Annotated in this window: 11 protein-coding genes; 2 read left to right on the top strand and 9 right to left on the bottom strand. The window is 67.6% G+C overall.

Annotation, left to right across the window (positions count from 1 at the left end):
* Positions 1-8: 8 nt before the first annotated feature.
* On the bottom strand, positions 9-3314 hold the full coding sequence (locus ASG17_RS11350) for a DEAD/DEAH box helicase (protein ID WP_082496245.1): 3306 nt from the start codon (positions 3312-3314) through the stop codon (positions 9-11).
* 215 nt (positions 3315-3529) lie between these two features.
* Between ASG17_RS11350 and ASG17_RS11345 the strand changes: the two genes are divergently transcribed.
* Entirely contained in the window at positions 3530-4516 is a 987-nt protein-coding gene (locus ASG17_RS11345; RefSeq protein ID WP_056104348.1) for a sensor histidine kinase, read from the top strand.
* 39 nt (positions 4517-4555) lie between these two features.
* Here the strand turns inward: ASG17_RS11345 and ASG17_RS11340 are convergent, their stop codons facing one another.
* The 8 genes from ASG17_RS11340 to ASG17_RS11305 all read right to left on the bottom strand — a co-directional run bounded on the left by ASG17_RS11340 (position 4556) and on the right by ASG17_RS11305 (position 13871).
* On the bottom strand, positions 4556-5314 hold the full coding sequence (locus ASG17_RS11340; RefSeq protein WP_056103672.1) for a S9 family peptidase: 759 nt from the start codon (positions 5312-5314) through the stop codon (positions 4556-4558).
* Positions 5311-6456 (bottom strand): DUF3182 family protein, encoded by a 1146-nt coding sequence (locus ASG17_RS11335; RefSeq protein ID WP_056103669.1) that lies wholly within the window; start codon positions 6454-6456, stop codon positions 5311-5313. Before ASG17_RS11335 ends, ASG17_RS11340 begins: the two co-directional genes overlap by 4 nt.
* A gap of 94 nt (positions 6457-6550) precedes the next feature.
* The gene (locus ASG17_RS11330; RefSeq protein WP_056103666.1) at positions 6551-6796 is read right to left on the bottom strand and encodes a DUF3253 domain-containing protein; all 246 of its coding nucleotides are present in this window, start codon (positions 6794-6796) and stop codon (positions 6551-6553) included.
* A gap of 201 nt (positions 6797-6997) precedes the next feature.
* Positions 6998-8191 carry a hypothetical protein gene (locus ASG17_RS11325; RefSeq protein ID WP_056103663.1) on the bottom strand — a complete coding sequence of 398 codons (1194 nt, stop codon included), beginning with the start codon at positions 8189-8191 and terminating at the stop codon, positions 6998-7000.
* The gene (locus ASG17_RS11320; RefSeq protein ID WP_056103660.1) at positions 8188-9390 is read right to left on the bottom strand and encodes a serine hydrolase; all 1203 of its coding nucleotides are present in this window, start codon (positions 9388-9390) and stop codon (positions 8188-8190) included. Before ASG17_RS11320 ends, ASG17_RS11325 begins: the two co-directional genes overlap by 4 nt.
* Complete coding sequence (locus tag ASG17_RS11315; RefSeq protein WP_056103657.1) at positions 9383-9682, bottom strand: SCP2 sterol-binding domain-containing protein; 300 nt, start codon at positions 9680-9682, stop codon at positions 9383-9385. Before ASG17_RS11315 ends, ASG17_RS11320 begins: the two co-directional genes overlap by 8 nt.
* On the bottom strand, positions 9679-11598 hold the full coding sequence (locus ASG17_RS11310; RefSeq protein WP_056103654.1) for an AMP-binding protein: 1920 nt from the start codon (positions 11596-11598) through the stop codon (positions 9679-9681). The genes ASG17_RS11315 and ASG17_RS11310 overlap by 4 nt, the downstream gene beginning before the upstream one ends.
* A complete protein-coding gene (locus ASG17_RS11305; protein ID WP_162238792.1) occupies positions 11595-13871 on the bottom strand; it encodes a TonB-dependent receptor in 2277 nt (758 codons plus the stop codon). Before ASG17_RS11305 ends, ASG17_RS11310 begins: the two co-directional genes overlap by 4 nt.
* Positions 13872-14045: 174 nt before the next feature.
* Here ASG17_RS11305 and ASG17_RS11300 point away from each other — a divergent pair, with 174 nt between their 5' ends.
* Complete coding sequence (locus ASG17_RS11300) at positions 14046-15149, top strand: polysaccharide pyruvyl transferase family protein (protein WP_082496242.1); 1104 nt, start codon at positions 14046-14048, stop codon at positions 15147-15149.
* Position 15150: the final 1 nt, after the last annotated feature.

Genomic DNA, 15150 nt, shown 5'->3' with positions numbered 1-15150 from the left:
GCGGGCCGTCACGCGGCGGCCAGTTCGCCCAGCAGGCTTTCAAGATACGCCCGGTCGTGCGGCGCGTCGTTTGCGGCGTCCACGATGAGTCGGTCCGCCGACCAGCGGCGACCGGGCGCGGCGGGAAGGTCGGCGGCGATCGAAGCCCGTCGCGCGGCGTGAAACGAGACCGCCGTCGCCTTGGGCCCCGAGACAAGCTCGGACACGCCCGCCGCGACCGCCAGCGCTGACAGGCGGCGTGTCGCCAGCAGGTCCTGGGTCGGTTCGGGCATCGGGCCGAAGCGATCCTCGATCTCGTCGTAGAGCGCGTCGATGTCCGCAACGGCGGTCAACTGAGCGAGCCGGGCGTACAGATTGACGCGGACCGTGGCGTCCGGAACGTAGTCCGTCGGCACATAGCCGGCGGCGCCGAGGCTCAGTTTCGGCGGCGCGGCGTCGATGGCGGGTTCGCCGCGCGCCAGGCGAAGCGCACGGGCCAGAACACGCTGATAGAGGGCCGATCCGATCAGCCGGATGTGGCCCGCCTGTTCGTCGCCGACCAGGTCGCCGCCGCCCCGCAGGTCCAGGTCGCGCGCGCTGATGGCGAAGCCCGACCCCAGGCGGTCCAGCGCCTCGAGCGTGTGCAGCCGCGCCTGTGTGTTCTCCGCCAGCGGTGCCTCTGGATCGGACAGCAGATAGGTGAAGCCCTGGCGACGTCCCCGGCCGACCCGGCCGCGCAACTGGTGCAGCTGCGCCAATCCGAAGCGGTCGGGCCGCCAGATCAGCATGGTGTTGGCCATGGGCACGTCCAGCCCGTTCTCGATGATGTTGGTCGCCAGCAGGACATCCCCGTCCCCGCCGGCGAACCCCGTCATTACCCGATCCATCTCGTCGGCCGGCAGCTTGCCGTGGGCGATCACCACCTTCAGCTCGGGCGTCAGGCTGGCGAGCTGCTGCGCCAGCGGCTGCAGATCCTCGATCCGGGGCGCGACCACGAAGCTTTGGCCGTCCCGCGCCTTCTCCCGCATTAGCGCCAAGCGCATCGAGCCGGGATCGAACGGCGCCAAGAAGGTACGGATCGGGCGCCGCCGGGCGGGCGGGCTGGCGATGATGCTGACGTCCTGGATCCCCACCATGGCGCCCTGCAGCGTCCGGGGGATCGGCGTGGCCGACAGCAGCAGCAGATGCGGCGCCCGCGCCGCGATCTGCGTCTTCATGGCGGCGCCGAAACGATGCTCCTCGTCGATGATCGCCAAGGCCAGATCGGCAAAGTCCAGATCATCGGACGCCAGAGCCTGGGTGCCGACGACGATCCGGATCGAGCCGTCGGCCAGCCCGGCCTTCACCGCCGCGGTTTCCGCGCGATCCACGGCGCGCGACAGATGGCCGACCCCGACGCCGGTCCCCTCGAAGCGACGGCGGAACACCTCGAAGTGCTGTCGCGCCAGGACGGTGGTCGGCGCGGAGATCAGCACCTGGCGACCCGACAGCGCCACGGCGGCCGCGGCGCGCAGGGCGACCTCCGTCTTGCCGAAGCCGACGTCGCCGCACACCAGCCGGTTCATCGGCTTGCCGGCCGCCAGGTCGTTGAGGACGTCGTTGATGGCGGCGGACTGGTCGACCGATTCCGGGAAGGGAAAGCCGGCGGAGAAGCGCGCATAGGCGGCGGCGGGAGGTATGATGGCGCTCGCGACCTTGGCGTCTCGCTCCTTCGCCGCCGCGACCAAGGCCGCCGCCGCGGCGTCGATCTGGGCGCTCACTTCCGCCCGGCGCTTCTGCCAGCCCTGGGTGTTCAGGCGGTCCAGGGTCACGGCCGAGGGTTCCGAGCCGTATCGCCAGATGCGGCCGAACTCCTCGATGGGCGCCAGGATGGTGGCGCCGCCGTGATACTCCAGCCGCAGAACGTCGCGCTCCACGCCATCGGCCTCGATCCGCTCGAGCGCCTGCAGGACGCCCAGCCCGTGGTCCTCATGGATGACCACGTCGCCGACGCGAATCTCGGTCTCGCCGAAGGCGTCCGTCGTCGTCTCGCGCCGGCGGGCGATGCGCCCTCCGGTAATGTCGGACGGCGCAATGACCGTCACCTTCGCCTGGCGATCATCGAAGCCAGCGTCCAGATCGGCCTCCAGGCTGACGAGGGAAGAGGGCGTGGCGCCGACCTCGGCCCACCGATCGACATGCACCGGCGCCTCGACGCCGCTGCGCTTCAGCATCCGCGAGACGATCCGCTGCTCGTGCGCCAGGCCGGTGATGACCACCGCATGGCCCGCGTCGCGGCGGTCCTGAATGAAGGCCTTCACCGCCTTGGCCGGCGACCGTTCAGCCGCGAAGGACGGCGCCGGTCGCACGCCCGCGACATCCAGCGGGATGGCCTGCGCCAGACGTTCGCCCATCTCCTGGGCGGTCAGATAAAGCCGACCGGGCTCCAGCGGCCGCTCGCCACCGTCGAAGCTGACGCGGGTGCGGTAGGCCTCATTCACCTGATCGGCGAAACGCGCGATCCGCTCGCTCAGGCCGTCGTCGGTCAGTATGCGGGCCTTGCCCTCGAAGTCGAAGGCCGATGACAGGGAGCGGTAGTGTTGCGCCAGACGATGCTCGGCGGCGTCGGGCAGGGCGTCGACGTCCTCCGCCTGCTTGAGCACAAGCTCAGAGGCCGGGGTCAGCCGGATGGCCGCTACGTCCGCTTCGGTCCTTTGGCTGACGGGATCGAAGCGCTTGATGTCGGTGACCGTGTCGTCGTCCGACATGCCGATGCGGAACGGCGTCGCTTCTGCGGGCGGGAAGACGTCGATGACGGCGCCCAGGACAGCGATCTCGCCCGGTTCGTCGATCCGTTCGTCCACCACATAGCCGGTGCGCAGGGCGAACGCCTCCAGCGCGCCGCGATCGATCCGGGCGCCGACCTCCAGGTCGAACCGGGCGGCTACGGCCCTGGCCGGCGGCGTCCGCTGCATCAGGGCTTCGGGGCACGCAACCAGCAGGCGCCGGCGCGGCGACGGTTCGCCCAGGGCCGCCAGGACCGCCATGCGTCGTCCCATGCTTTCGCGCGACGGCCGCGCCCGGTCGTAGGGCAGGCAATCCCAAGGCGGCAGCACCAGCACCTCGTCCTGATCCGGATCGCTCAATGCGCCCAGGGCGCTGGCGATCTCATCGGCACGACGTTCGCTGGAGGCCACGAACAGGATCGGGGCGTCATCCGTGCGATCCAGGGCTGCCAGTCGCGCCGCCACGGCGCTGGACGGCGCGTGCCCCCGGCGCGCCGGTTCTTCGATCGGTGCGGGTCCGTCGACAAGAGCCTGCTGGCCCGTGACGGTCGAAGTCGATTGGGTTGCCATGAATGTCCCTTCGGCATCTCCAATCCGCGAGCCGACATCGGGTTCAACGACATGACCACCCGCGCCATGGGTCGGGCGTCCGACATAATCACCTGATTTATAGTGGGATTTGTGTGACGTTGGGGCGGTCTATGGGCCGCGGCCGCCGAACGCTGGACATTGATGGGGCGGCCACGGATAAAGACGGCAACAGCCACGCCGCGCTGTGGGCTGTCATGCATCGAGACACCTTCCGTCAATCCGCCGTGCGGGGCTTTGCCTTGGCCATCGTCGCCTGGGGCGTAGCCTTCGCGGTGCGATATGGCCTGGCGCACGTGTTTCCGCCCGGCTTTCCGTATCTGACGTTCTTCCCGGCCGTGGTGTTGGTCGCCTTCTACGCCGGCCTGCGTCCGGCGCTGCTGACCGCCACGCTGTCGGGATTGTCGGCCTGGTGGTTCTGGATTGGGCCGACCGGTTTCGACTTCGGCGTGGCGACCCTTGTCGCGATCGCCTTCTATGTCTTCGTCGTGGCCATCGACATCTTCTTCATCGTGGGGATGGACGACGCGTCACGCCGATTGGCGCAAGAAGTCGAGCGCAACGCCGCCCTGGCCACCAGCCGCGACATCCTGATGAAGGAGGTGCAGCACCGCGTCTCCAACAACATTCAGGTCGTCAGCGCCCTGCTGAGCATCGAGGCGCGCGGCGCCACCGACGCCGGGGCGCGCAAGGCGCTGGCCGACGCCTCGGCTCGCACGGCCCTGATCGCCCGCATCCAGCGAAGCCTCGCCGAGGCCGAGACCAATCTGACGGCCTTCGAGTCCCTGGCCCGGGCCGTCGCAGAAGATGCGCTGAAGGCCGCGGCGCGCGATGACGTCGGGCTGACGGTCTCGGGCGACGGCGCACCCCTGTCCGCAGAGGAGGCGACGCCTGTCATTCTGATCATGCTCGAATGCGTGAACAACGCGCTGGAACACGCCTTCCCGGACCGTCCGGGGCACATCGTCATCCGTCTTGAAAACGATGGTCCGTCCCGCGTTCTGGTCGTCAGCGACGATGGAATCGGCGTGTCTCGGGATCACGATGCGCCGCAGAGCCTGGGGCTGAAGATCATCCTGGCGCTGAGCCGCCAGCTGGGCGGCGAATGGTCGATCACGCCCAGCACGCCCGGCTCGGCGGCCCGGCTGAGTTGGCCACGGTCGGTGGCGTTGCCTGGCGGGTGAGACTTCGAAAGGCCTCGTCGGCCGAGCAGACCGCCGTCGTCAGCGATAGGCCCGGCGGCTGGAACGAACCATTTCCTCAACCCAGTTGATCAGGATCGTTGAGTAGATCCTCTGATCCGCGGGATCGCGCATCGCGTGCGATGCGTCCGGGATGATGCGGTGCGTGAACGAACGCGCTCGCTTGAACGCCGCCTGATACGACTGGATCGTCTCTGGCGGGATGCGGTCATCCTGCCCTGACTCGACGATCAGAACGTCGCCGTCGAACGCAGCGCAGGCGGCGAGCGTCCTGTCGTCTTCGGGCGAGCGGATCTGTTTGCGGTAGGCGGCGACCTCTTCCTTGTTCAGCTTGGCCTTCGGCACGTTCCAGTCAGCGTCCGGGTAGAGCGCGGGGACGCGCAGGGCCAGCCAGCGCACGCGCCTTTCCTTGGTCAGGAGGGCCGAGAGATAGCCGCCGTAGCTCGTGCCGATGACGCCGATCGCGGACGGGTCGATCAAGGGCTGGGACGCCAGGTAGTCATAGGCGGTCTTGACGTCGTTCAGTCCATCCTCGCGGGTCACCTCGTCCTGACGGGCCTCGCTTCCGGCATGGCCTCTCAGGTCGAAGGTGAAGCAGACGCAGCCCAGCCGGGCGAGCTCTTCCGCATGGCCGAGATCTTCCTCCTGGTCCCCACCCCAACCATGCACAAACAACAGACCCGGCACCGGCGCTTCGGGCTGGAGCAGGGTGCCGGTCAGTCTTTGTCCGTCGACGGCCAGATCGACCCGGCCTTCGTCGACGTCGAGCGCATCGTTCACGCCGTCCTCGTCGCGTATTTCGTCATCGGGCCGACCACCGGGTCGGTCCCCTTGAAGTAGATCACGGCGTCCTGCGGCGTCTCTGCGATGCCGTACACCTCGACCGTCGCCGTATTGACCGAGGTCAGTTCCGGAGACCGGGCGAACGCCTCCAGGGCGGCGATCTCCGCGCCGGTGGCCCCGCCCACGCGCCACGACTGTTCCAGCACGCCGACGCGTCGCTGACCCCGCGCATCCCGTCCCGCGATGACGTCATAGTTCCGGCGGGTCAGCACCATGGACGGATAGGCGCGCCTGGCGGCGTCGTCGAAGACGGCGGCGCACCGGATGGCCTCCACCGCTTCGGTGTCCAGCCCCAGGTGCGTCAGCCGATCGAGCCCGCCGCGCACTGAGCGCAGGCGTGAGCCGCCGTAAACGGCCCGGTTCTTGTGGTCGGTCGTTTCGCGCTGGTCGCCGACGTAGCTGATCTCCAGTCCGGCGACGGAGAGCGATCCGACGCTGTAGGTTTCCGGGTCGATCAGGTTCTCCTCGATGACGATCCCGAAATCGGCCAGGACACGCGGGTCCTGCTGTTCGATCACGGCAACCAGCTGGGCGTCGTTCTCGACCACGGTCTGGCCCAGGCTGGCCCGTGCGCACACTTCCTTCACGCGGGCAGGGCCGCTGCGCAGAAGCCGGCGGCCCGCTTCGATCGCATCCTCGGCGGTGAAGGCCGTGTAGCCCTCCAGGGCGGCATCCCCCAGTCGTTCGGCCATCGATGAAGACCATCCGGCCGGACGCACCGCGTCCGCGTCGATCAGACCGTGCGTGATCGCCTTGGTCGCGGCGAAGCGATAGGGGACCTGGCCTCCCAGCAAGGTGCCGATCGTCAACTTCGTCTTCGACGTCATCGTTTCGTCGATCAGGGTGTCGCGCGGGACGAGCAGGACGTCCGGGCCCACGTCGTCCGCATCCATCACGGACCCCAGCAGCGGCACCCGCAGCAGCGTCGACAGGCGCATGACCAGCATCTCGCGAGAGTGCTGGTCATGAAGATTGCCGGGGCTGTGACCGTCAGGATCGAACAGCGCGATGCCGGCGAGGGGAAAGCCGTTGGTGAAAGACGGCACGGGCGCGATGCCGACGTGGTCCAGAGAGATCATGTCGGCCCCCGAGTTACCTGACGATGGCCTAACCCCGGGGAGGGCGGCGGGTTCAAGTCTCAGGGCGTTTCTTCCACCTAACGGCCGGGCGAGCTCAGCGCGGCGATCGAATGCGGTACGGCCCGCTCCGAACCGCCAGGTCTCGGCCTTTCCAGCTCAGGCCCACCTCGCCGTCCGCCGCCATCTGGTCGATCGCCTGATGCACAGGGGTCATCTGAGCGCGCCATTCGGACGGAGCGCCAGACTGATCCGCCAGCACGCGAGCGACCTCGCTGGGGCAAAGCGTACCGCCGGCAGGACGCCGTGCGAGGAGGTCGAGGATCACTCGTCTGACATTCATGGGACCAGTCGGCTCGTCAGACGAACGCGTTCCGGCAGAGGGGCATGGCTTAGGCTGGGCGGCTTGTGAATGGCCTTCGCCGCGATGGATGGGGCGCCCGGTATCCCTGAAAGAGCCGCCAATGTGGTGGGGGTGAAGGCGGGGGGACAGTTCGAGAGCACGCCATTGCGGACGGGATGCGTACCTTCGGCATATGCAAGGCTAGGGCGCAGGCGACTGGCCGGCGGTCGTCTTGGCCTGAGACGATCCTCGAACGAGATCGTCGAGCAGGGGGTCGAAGCGATCCGTCAGAACGGCCGTCAGCAGAGCGTTATGGCCTCCGGGCAAAGCCTCGCAGGTGACATTCGTCATCTCTTCAAGCCGCAGAGCCTCGTCCCGGTTTATGCTGTCGGCGGCGCCGTAAACGAGCGTCATTCGAGGCGCTTGGGCGGCTTCGGCCAATCGCGGCTTCAGGTCGATACCGGCCAGTTCTTCGGGATCCACCGCCATCTCGTGCTCGGCGGCGTAGTTCTGGGCCAGGATCCGCGTCCGGTCCGAAAGGTGGGTCATGGCGCCGAACACCAGGCTTGCCTCTGCACCGAGATCGAGCGCGAACCGCAGCGCGGGATAGCCAGAGCGCGATGCCCCGAGCGTCAGAATCCGGGAAGCGCCCAGCTCGGAGGCGAGATCTTTCAAGCCCTGGAGCACGGTCGGGTAGTCCGGGCCCAGTCCCGGCACCCCTCGCATGAAGAACGCCGGCTTCGGCTCGGCCAGATAAACGATGTGGACAGGCAAGCGCGACAGCAGCCGGTTCAGGATCTGCCGCGGCACCCCACACCGCATGGCCGGTGTGACGGTGAAGACGAACAGCACCGTGTCCGCTTCGCCCGCACGGCCGACTTTGACGAAATCCGATCGTATTTCGAGTTCGCGCCGGTCGACGGCGGCGATGCGCTGAAGCAACGCATCCAGGCTGCTGAAATAGGCGACGGTCGGGAAGGCGGAGCGCAAGACAGCGACATTGTCCGCCAGCACGCTCAGGCGCGCCTTGCCGAGCTGGCGCTCCATCGCCGCGGCCCAGACGGCGGGCCTTATGCCGTCAACGCGCAGCGGCTGCTCCGTCGCCTCGGACTCGCGCATGCGCGCTGCAGCTTCTTCCAGAATGATCGGCCCGACGTCGTGCTCAGGATCCTGTCGCAGGCGGATGTCCAGGTTTCTGAAGTATCGGGACTGGAAATGCTGCCTCAGCGCCGGCAGCACATGCCTTACGGCGTCCTGCTGCCCGGCCTGCATCAAGCCTTCGAGGGCGGAGGCCCACGTCATGGCGGGCGCGGCGCCGGGGTCGATCGATCCTCCGCTGGCGGAGGCCTCCAGGACGTGTCTCGCGATACCGATCGCGTCCAGCCGCGCGCTCATGCGTCGATCGCCTGGTAAACCAGCGTCTCGAAGTCGGCGCGGATGTTGGGGATCACCGCCGCGAAGGCCACTTGGGTCATCAGCACCGCTGTCAGGTTCTCGGCCGGGTCGTTGAACCAGGTGGTCGCGAAAGCGCCGCCCCAACCGTACTGCCCTTCGCGGCCCAGCCCTCGATGCCTGGACAGATCGTCGAGCACGTATAGGCCCAGACCGAGGCCCCGATCCGCCCAGTATGGGTAGCCGAAGAATGGAAGCGCGCGCTGTTCGGGCGTCAGGAAGTTGGTCGTCATCAAACGGACAGATGCGCGCGACAGGACCCGCCGGCCGTCGAGCTCACCGCCGTTCAGCATCATCCGGCCGAACGCCGTGTAGTCGTCCAGGGACGAGACCAGCCCGCCGGAGCCCGAGGGAAAGGCCGGTTGTCGGGTGAAGGCGCTGTTCGCGGGGTCGTCCACGACCTTGCGTTTGCCAGACAGCCACTGGACGACATAGGCCGGGCACAGGCGCCCCGCCTTTTCCGGCGGCGCCCAGAAGTCGGTGTCCGCCATGCCGAGCGGATCGAGGATGCGCGATTTCAGAAGGTCGGGCAGAGACTTTCCGGTCAGCCGCGACAGCAGGACCCCGAGGACATCGGTGGCGAAGCCGTTGATGACCTCTTCGCCCGGCGCCCTTGCCAGCGGCAGTTCGCCCAGCGCCTTCATCCATGCGTCAGGCTCCATGTCCGCGCGCTGAGCGAGACCTGCGGTCAAGACCTGGACCGCCTGGCCGAGATCGCCTTGGGCGACCAGGGCGGTGGCGAAGCCCGGGAGGTGCAGCAACAGGTCCTCGACCGTGATGGGGCGCGGCGCGCGGACAGCCTCGGAAAGCTTGGCGCCCGGCGACGGCAGGACCTTGGGCGCGGCCAGTTCGGGCAGCCACTGGGAGACCCGGTCCGACAACCGCAGTCTTCCCTCTTCCACCAGGGTCATGGCCGCGGCGGTGACGATCGGCTTGGTCATGGAGCCGATGCGGAACAGGGTATCGCGCGCGATCGGATGATCGTGTTCATCGGCGGCCTTGCCGATCTGTGCGAACAGCACCTCTTCATCGCGATGGCGCACCAGGGCCAGCGCGCCGGGTATCTCGCCCCGCTCGACATAGCGCGTCAGGCCGTCGATCAGCCGTCGTCCGCGTGCGCCACCGAAACCACCGTCAGCCAAAGGCGCGACCCACGACGGCCTGCAGTCCCATGGCGACGCCGATGTCGCCATCGACGCGCAGCTTGCCGCTCATGAAGGCGAAGGTGGGATCAAGGTCGCCCTGCACGATCTTCTCGAAATCGTCCTTGCTGACCCTGACGGTGCAATCGCTCGGGATGTCCTGGTTGTCGACCACCGCGCCGGCGATGCGGATGACGCCCGCGTCGCCCATGTCGAGCTTGAGGGACTTGGCATTGCCGGGCTCAGCGGCGGCGGCGGCGGCCAGCTTCTGGGTCATCTCGTCGAACGTCATATTTCAAGGTCCTGGAAGGCTACCCGGTCGTCGGGCGAAAGGGGTTTTGCGCCGGCGGTGATGGCGTCGCCGACGGCTCGCGCCAGGTCGATGACTGTGAAATCGCCCTCGATCGGCACGTTGAGCTCATAGCCGAGCGCCACCTCGATCCGGTGGATCAGCTGCAGTTCCTCAAGCGAGTCGCCGCCGGAGGATTCCCACGACAGACCGGGTTCCGCGCGGTCCCTCAGCGTCGCGGCCCAGGCCTGCTCCACGGCGCTGACGACTTCCGGCTCCAGGTCTTGGGACGCCGGACGCGTCGGGATGACGCCGCGGTCGAGATCGCGCTGCGCCTGTTGCGACAGGCGCACCAGATCGGGCTTGTAGTTCGGAAGCCGTGGAATGGCGTCGAGGGCGAAGATGCGCGACGGGGCCATGTGCTCGGCCGTCTCGGCCACGACGGTGGCTCTCAGGTCGGAGGCCGATGGCGGCGTGTCGGGCCGATGGACGGTGATGTAGGCGACGATCTCGGTATCGTCCGGGTGGGCGACGGCGACCACCGCGACATCGGCGACGTCGGGATGCTGTCGCAGCGCGGCCTCGATCTCGCCAAGGTCCGCGCGCATGCCGCGAACCTTCACCTGGCGATCGACCCGACCGATGAATTCGGCCAGGCCGTCGTGTCGGATTCTGACCTGGTCACCCGGTGTGTAGACACGGCTTTCGGGATCGTCCGGCGCCGTCAGGAACGGGCCCGGCGTCAATCGTCCGTCTTGCCAGGCGCCCAGGGCCATCTGACGGCTACGGATGACCACATTGCCGATCTCCCCCACGGGCGTCGGGCGGCCCTCGTCATCGAGAACGGCCACCGACCGGCCGGGCGTGACGTACCCGCATGGCAGCGTCATGGCCGCCTCGTTCCAGTCCTTCGGCACGAACCAGCTGAAGATCTCGCCAGACTCCATCGTTCCGAGCACCAGCCGGATGTGACAGTCGGCCGGCAACTTGGTTCGGAAGAAGGCCACGTCGTTGGCCAGGGTCGCGTCGCCGTAGAGTTCGAGGATCCGTAAGTGTCGGAACGCCGCCGGCGCCTCGTCCATCTGCAGGATGGACCTCAGGATCGTCGGGACGAAGCTGAGGATCGTGACCTTCTCCTCGCCCATGATCCTCAGAAGTTCGCCGACGCCGGCTTGCATGATTTCGACAATCCGCAGTGTCGCGCCGTTCATCAAGGCGAACACCGCGTCCCCGAGCCCCGCGGACGAGAGGGAGCCCAAGGCGATGATCCGGTCGTCGGGATTCAGGTGAAGCGTATTGGTGCGCGTGCCGATGTAGGGCGTGAATCCCGCCAATCCCCAGGCCAGGCCCTTCGGATTTCCGGTGCTGCCGGACGTGTAGATGATGCCTGCCACACCCTGCATGTTAAGCGTGCCGACGGGCCATTCGCCGTCGTCCAGCGCGTTCAGGTCGATATCCAGGCGCGGCAGGTCGGGCAGCACCGTATCGATCTCCACGCCCGTTTGCAGAAGCAGGGCGGCGGCGCCGGCGTTGCGCAGAATGGCCTGCTGGCGGTCCTGGGGATGCAGGGCGTCCACCGGGATCAGCGTGCGTCCGGTCGCCAGCGCCGCCATCATGACGATCGGCACTAGGGCGGTGTACCGGAACACGCCGACCAGCGGTCCAGGCGGCGCCTCGGCATCGATCCTTTGAGCCAGCGCCCGGGCCTTCCTGGCCACCTGGGCGTAGGTCAGGCGCGTGACGCCGTCATCGACCGCGATCCGGTCTGCGTAACGCTCGGCCATGTAGTCGAACCGCTCGATCGGCGTCGCCTGCATCCAGCGGGCGTCGAACGGCTCGAAGGGGACGTCCTCCGGCCCGTTGGCGTCGGGTTGAACGGGCGGCTCCGTAAGCCAGCCGTCGAGGGGCAGGGTGCTCATCGGGCGGCGTCCGCGCCGAACCGCGCCGTCAGCCGCGCGCCGATCATTCTGGGTTCGCCATAGACCGAGGTATCCAGGCCAAGGGTGTTGTAGAGGCCGATGACACCGGTCCGGTAGACTTCGTCCGTCACATTGGTGGCGAAGAATGCGAGGTCCACGGGGCGGCCGGCCAGATTGCGCAACTCCACAAGCACGTCCAGCAACCCGTACCCCGGCTCATGCGTCTCCGGATCGATTTCATAGCCAAAGGTCGAGCCGCTCTGGAACGCGTAGCTCAGCGAGGCCACCGGCTGCGCGACGGATCGCCACTCCGGCAGGCGCCAATCGACACCCACGACCCCCTTGTTTCGCGACGTGTAGGGCCAGGGAGAATCCGAGAGATCCCCGTAGATCGCCGACGAATAGGTGTCGTAGGCGGCGTCTGTGTAGGCATAGGCTAGCCTCAGAGCGACGGGGCCCATCGCGAGCACGCCGTCGACATCGATGCCCTGAATCGTGGCCTCGGCCCCGTTCTCGACGATGTTGTAGATGGCGGCCCCGTCGGCGACCAAGGCGTTGATCTGGACGTCGCGATAGTCCCCGCGATAGGCGTCGATCGCATAGGTCAGGGTGATGTCGCTCGCCAGTTGCGCGCGACCTTTCAGCCCGATCTCCACGTCCGTCAGATACTCCGGTTCGTAGCGCCGCCGGTCGGCGAACGGCTGGCCCAGGTTGAGGCCGCCGCTCTTGTAGCCACGTCGGGCCGTGGCGTAGGCCGTGACATCGGGCGTCAGCTCCCACGTCCCGGCCAGGCTCCAGTTGCCGGCGTCGAACTCGGCTTCGTCCTGCAACGTACACCCGGGCGGCGTCGCACCGGCGCCCGAGCATGCGCCCGTCACCAGATTGACGGTGGCCGCGGTCTGGCGGCGCCGATCCCAGGTGTGCCGATAACCGGCGCTGAGCTGAAGCCCTGGCACAAGCGCGTCGGCGTCCCATCGCACCTCGCCATAAAGCGCCTGGCTGCGATCCTGGGCCTGATCGATCCTCAGGATCGGCTGGAAGAAGATGACCCCGACCTGGCGTTGGCCGTCGTCGGCGCTGTCATCCTGATAGAAGGCCCCCACGGTGTAGGCGACGTCGCCGGCCTCGGCGCGAAGCTGGGCTTCCTCCGTGACGCTGGTCTGGTCGGCATCCCATCCATCCGGCGTGATGGCGAAATCCAGAAGCGGCAGGGGCGTCCCGTCGTAATCGCTGCGCTGTAGTCTCTGATATCGCCGAAAGGAGGCGATGTTGGTGAACACCATGCGGTCGGACAGTCGCGCCTCGAACCGATCCATGACGCCCCAATGCTCGACGCGCATCAGGGGATCGACCGACAGGCCGGCCTGGGTGCGAGGGCCCAGCGCCTTTTGCTGCGCCAGCAGGCCAAAGGCGGCCTGGGCCACACCCGTCTCGGGCGGGAGCAGGGCCAAGGGACCGATCGGGTTCAGCGCCGTCAGAATTCCAGACGTGCCGCTGGTCTCCACGCGCGACCCGTCCACGACCAGATCGTTGCGTAGGCTGGAGCTCGGGGTCCACCGTATGCTGAGGCGCGCGGCGGCCACGTCACGGTCGTCCAACCGCAAATCGCTGCCTGCGACACGCGTAAAGCCCTCGCGGCGTTCGGACATAGCCGCCAGCCGGAGCGCCAGCACCCCGTCGACCAGAGGCGCGTTGACCGCTGCTTGATAGCCTCTCGACCCGTAATCCCCCGCCTCGGCGCGCAGATAGGCCGAAACCTCGTCTTCGGCCGGCCGGGACGTCAGAAGGATGGCGCCCCCGTTGGAGTTGCGTCCGAAAAGCGTGCCCTGCGGTCCCTTCAGGACCTGCACTGACGCCAGATCGAACATCTGGCCCTGGCCCAGCCCACGGAAAGGCGCCTCGTTGAGGTAGGTCACCACGCCGGGGAAGGCGCCGACGCCGGGCCCTTGCCCCCGAATATTGACGATGACTTCGTCGCGGCTGACCTGGCTGGTCTGCAGTGACGCCACGCGTGAGCTCACGTCCTGCAGATCGCCGACGCCCCCGTCGGCGATCTCGGCCCCGGAGACGACTTCAAGCGCGATCGGGGTGGAACGCGCCGCCTCCTGGGTCCGCCGCGCCGTGACGATGACCTCATCCAGCGTATCGGTCGTGTCCGCAGCGATCGCCGGATTGGCGGACGCCACGGAGGCGGCCGCGAGCCCGACCGCACAGCTTGACCGCCAGGCGTCGAAGCGCGACGCGCGCGCCTTCGATCGTCGAGTGTGTCTCACGGTCAGTCCCTCCAATCTGACGTCGTGCACGAGGCCGCCTACAGCCGCAAGGGGCTTTGCGCTGGCTCCGACCCCGCTGCGCTGCTATGCCCAAGCCCGCGCGTTGGCGGACCTTATTTCGCGCGATCTTAACACCTTAGGTCATTTGCCATCTGCTGACGCGAGGGCGCCGCGATCCGAAACATTCTCCTCTTCGGAACCTTCGATGTTCTGAACTACGGCGATCTTCTGTTTCCTCTTCTGGCCCGTCACGCCTTGGGTGGCGATTTCACGATCACCGCCGTCAGCCCGACCTCGCTGCGTCCGCAGTGGCCTGAATGCATGAGCGTCATCAGCATCGACGACTACGGCGACATCGACGCCGACGGCGTGCTGATCGGCGGCGGCAACATCATCCACTGCAAGAAGGACAGGCTTCCGGCCTACCAGCAGAGCGGTCTGCCTGAGCGAGCCTATCGATCGCTTTGGTCGGACGCCGCCGCTTTCGCCAACGCCCGGCGCATTCCCGTGGCTTGGAACGCGCCCGGCGTCCCCGTGCCGTTTGCGGCGGACGAGCTAGAAGCACTCATCGCGCCGGTCGTCAGTGACGCCAACTATCTATCCGTCCGAGAACAAGCGTCTCGCGATCACCTTGGATCGTACGGTCATCGGTTCGATATCGTTCCCGACACAGCGCTGGCCGTCTCGGAGATGTGGCCGCGCGACACGTTGGTGGAGACGCTCGCGGACACGCTGACCGCAGCCGGCCTCGACCCCAAGACCCGATACGCCGTCATTCACGCCAAGCGTCGGTCGATGGAGGGAGACGCGTCCATGATGGCGGCCCAGATCGATGACTTCGCGCGAACCTCGGGCCTGCTGCCTGTTCTGCTCCCGCTGGGGCTCTGCCATGCCGACGATCAGATCGCGCGAGACATTTCAGGGGCCATGCAGGAGCGGCATCTCTGCCTCGACGCACCGATCGGGCTGCGTCAGATTACAGCGCTCATCGCATTCTCCGAAGTATTCGTCGGCGCGTCCCTGCACGGCTTCATCGCCAGCGCCAGTTACGGTCGGCGGGGCGTGCTCGTCGCCAAACCGCGCCTTCCGAAGTTCATGGGGATGGCCGACCATCTGGCGCGCCCCTGCGATGTCGTGGAAACCTGGCGTGCTGGATTCAACAGGGCGTTGAGCGCGTTGCGGGAAGACGCGCCTCAGGCGCCGGGGGAGGCGATGCAGGCGGTTCACGCCCACTGGACGCGCGTCAGGCGTCTGTTCGACGGAGGTTCGCCCGTCTGAT

It is taken from the genome of Brevundimonas sp. Leaf363, assembly GCF_001424025.1.
Taxonomy (GTDB): Bacteria; Pseudomonadota; Alphaproteobacteria; order Caulobacterales; family Caulobacteraceae; genus Brevundimonas.
Note: the sequence above shows the minus strand (reverse complement) of the source record. Positions and strands in the feature narration are given on the sequence as shown.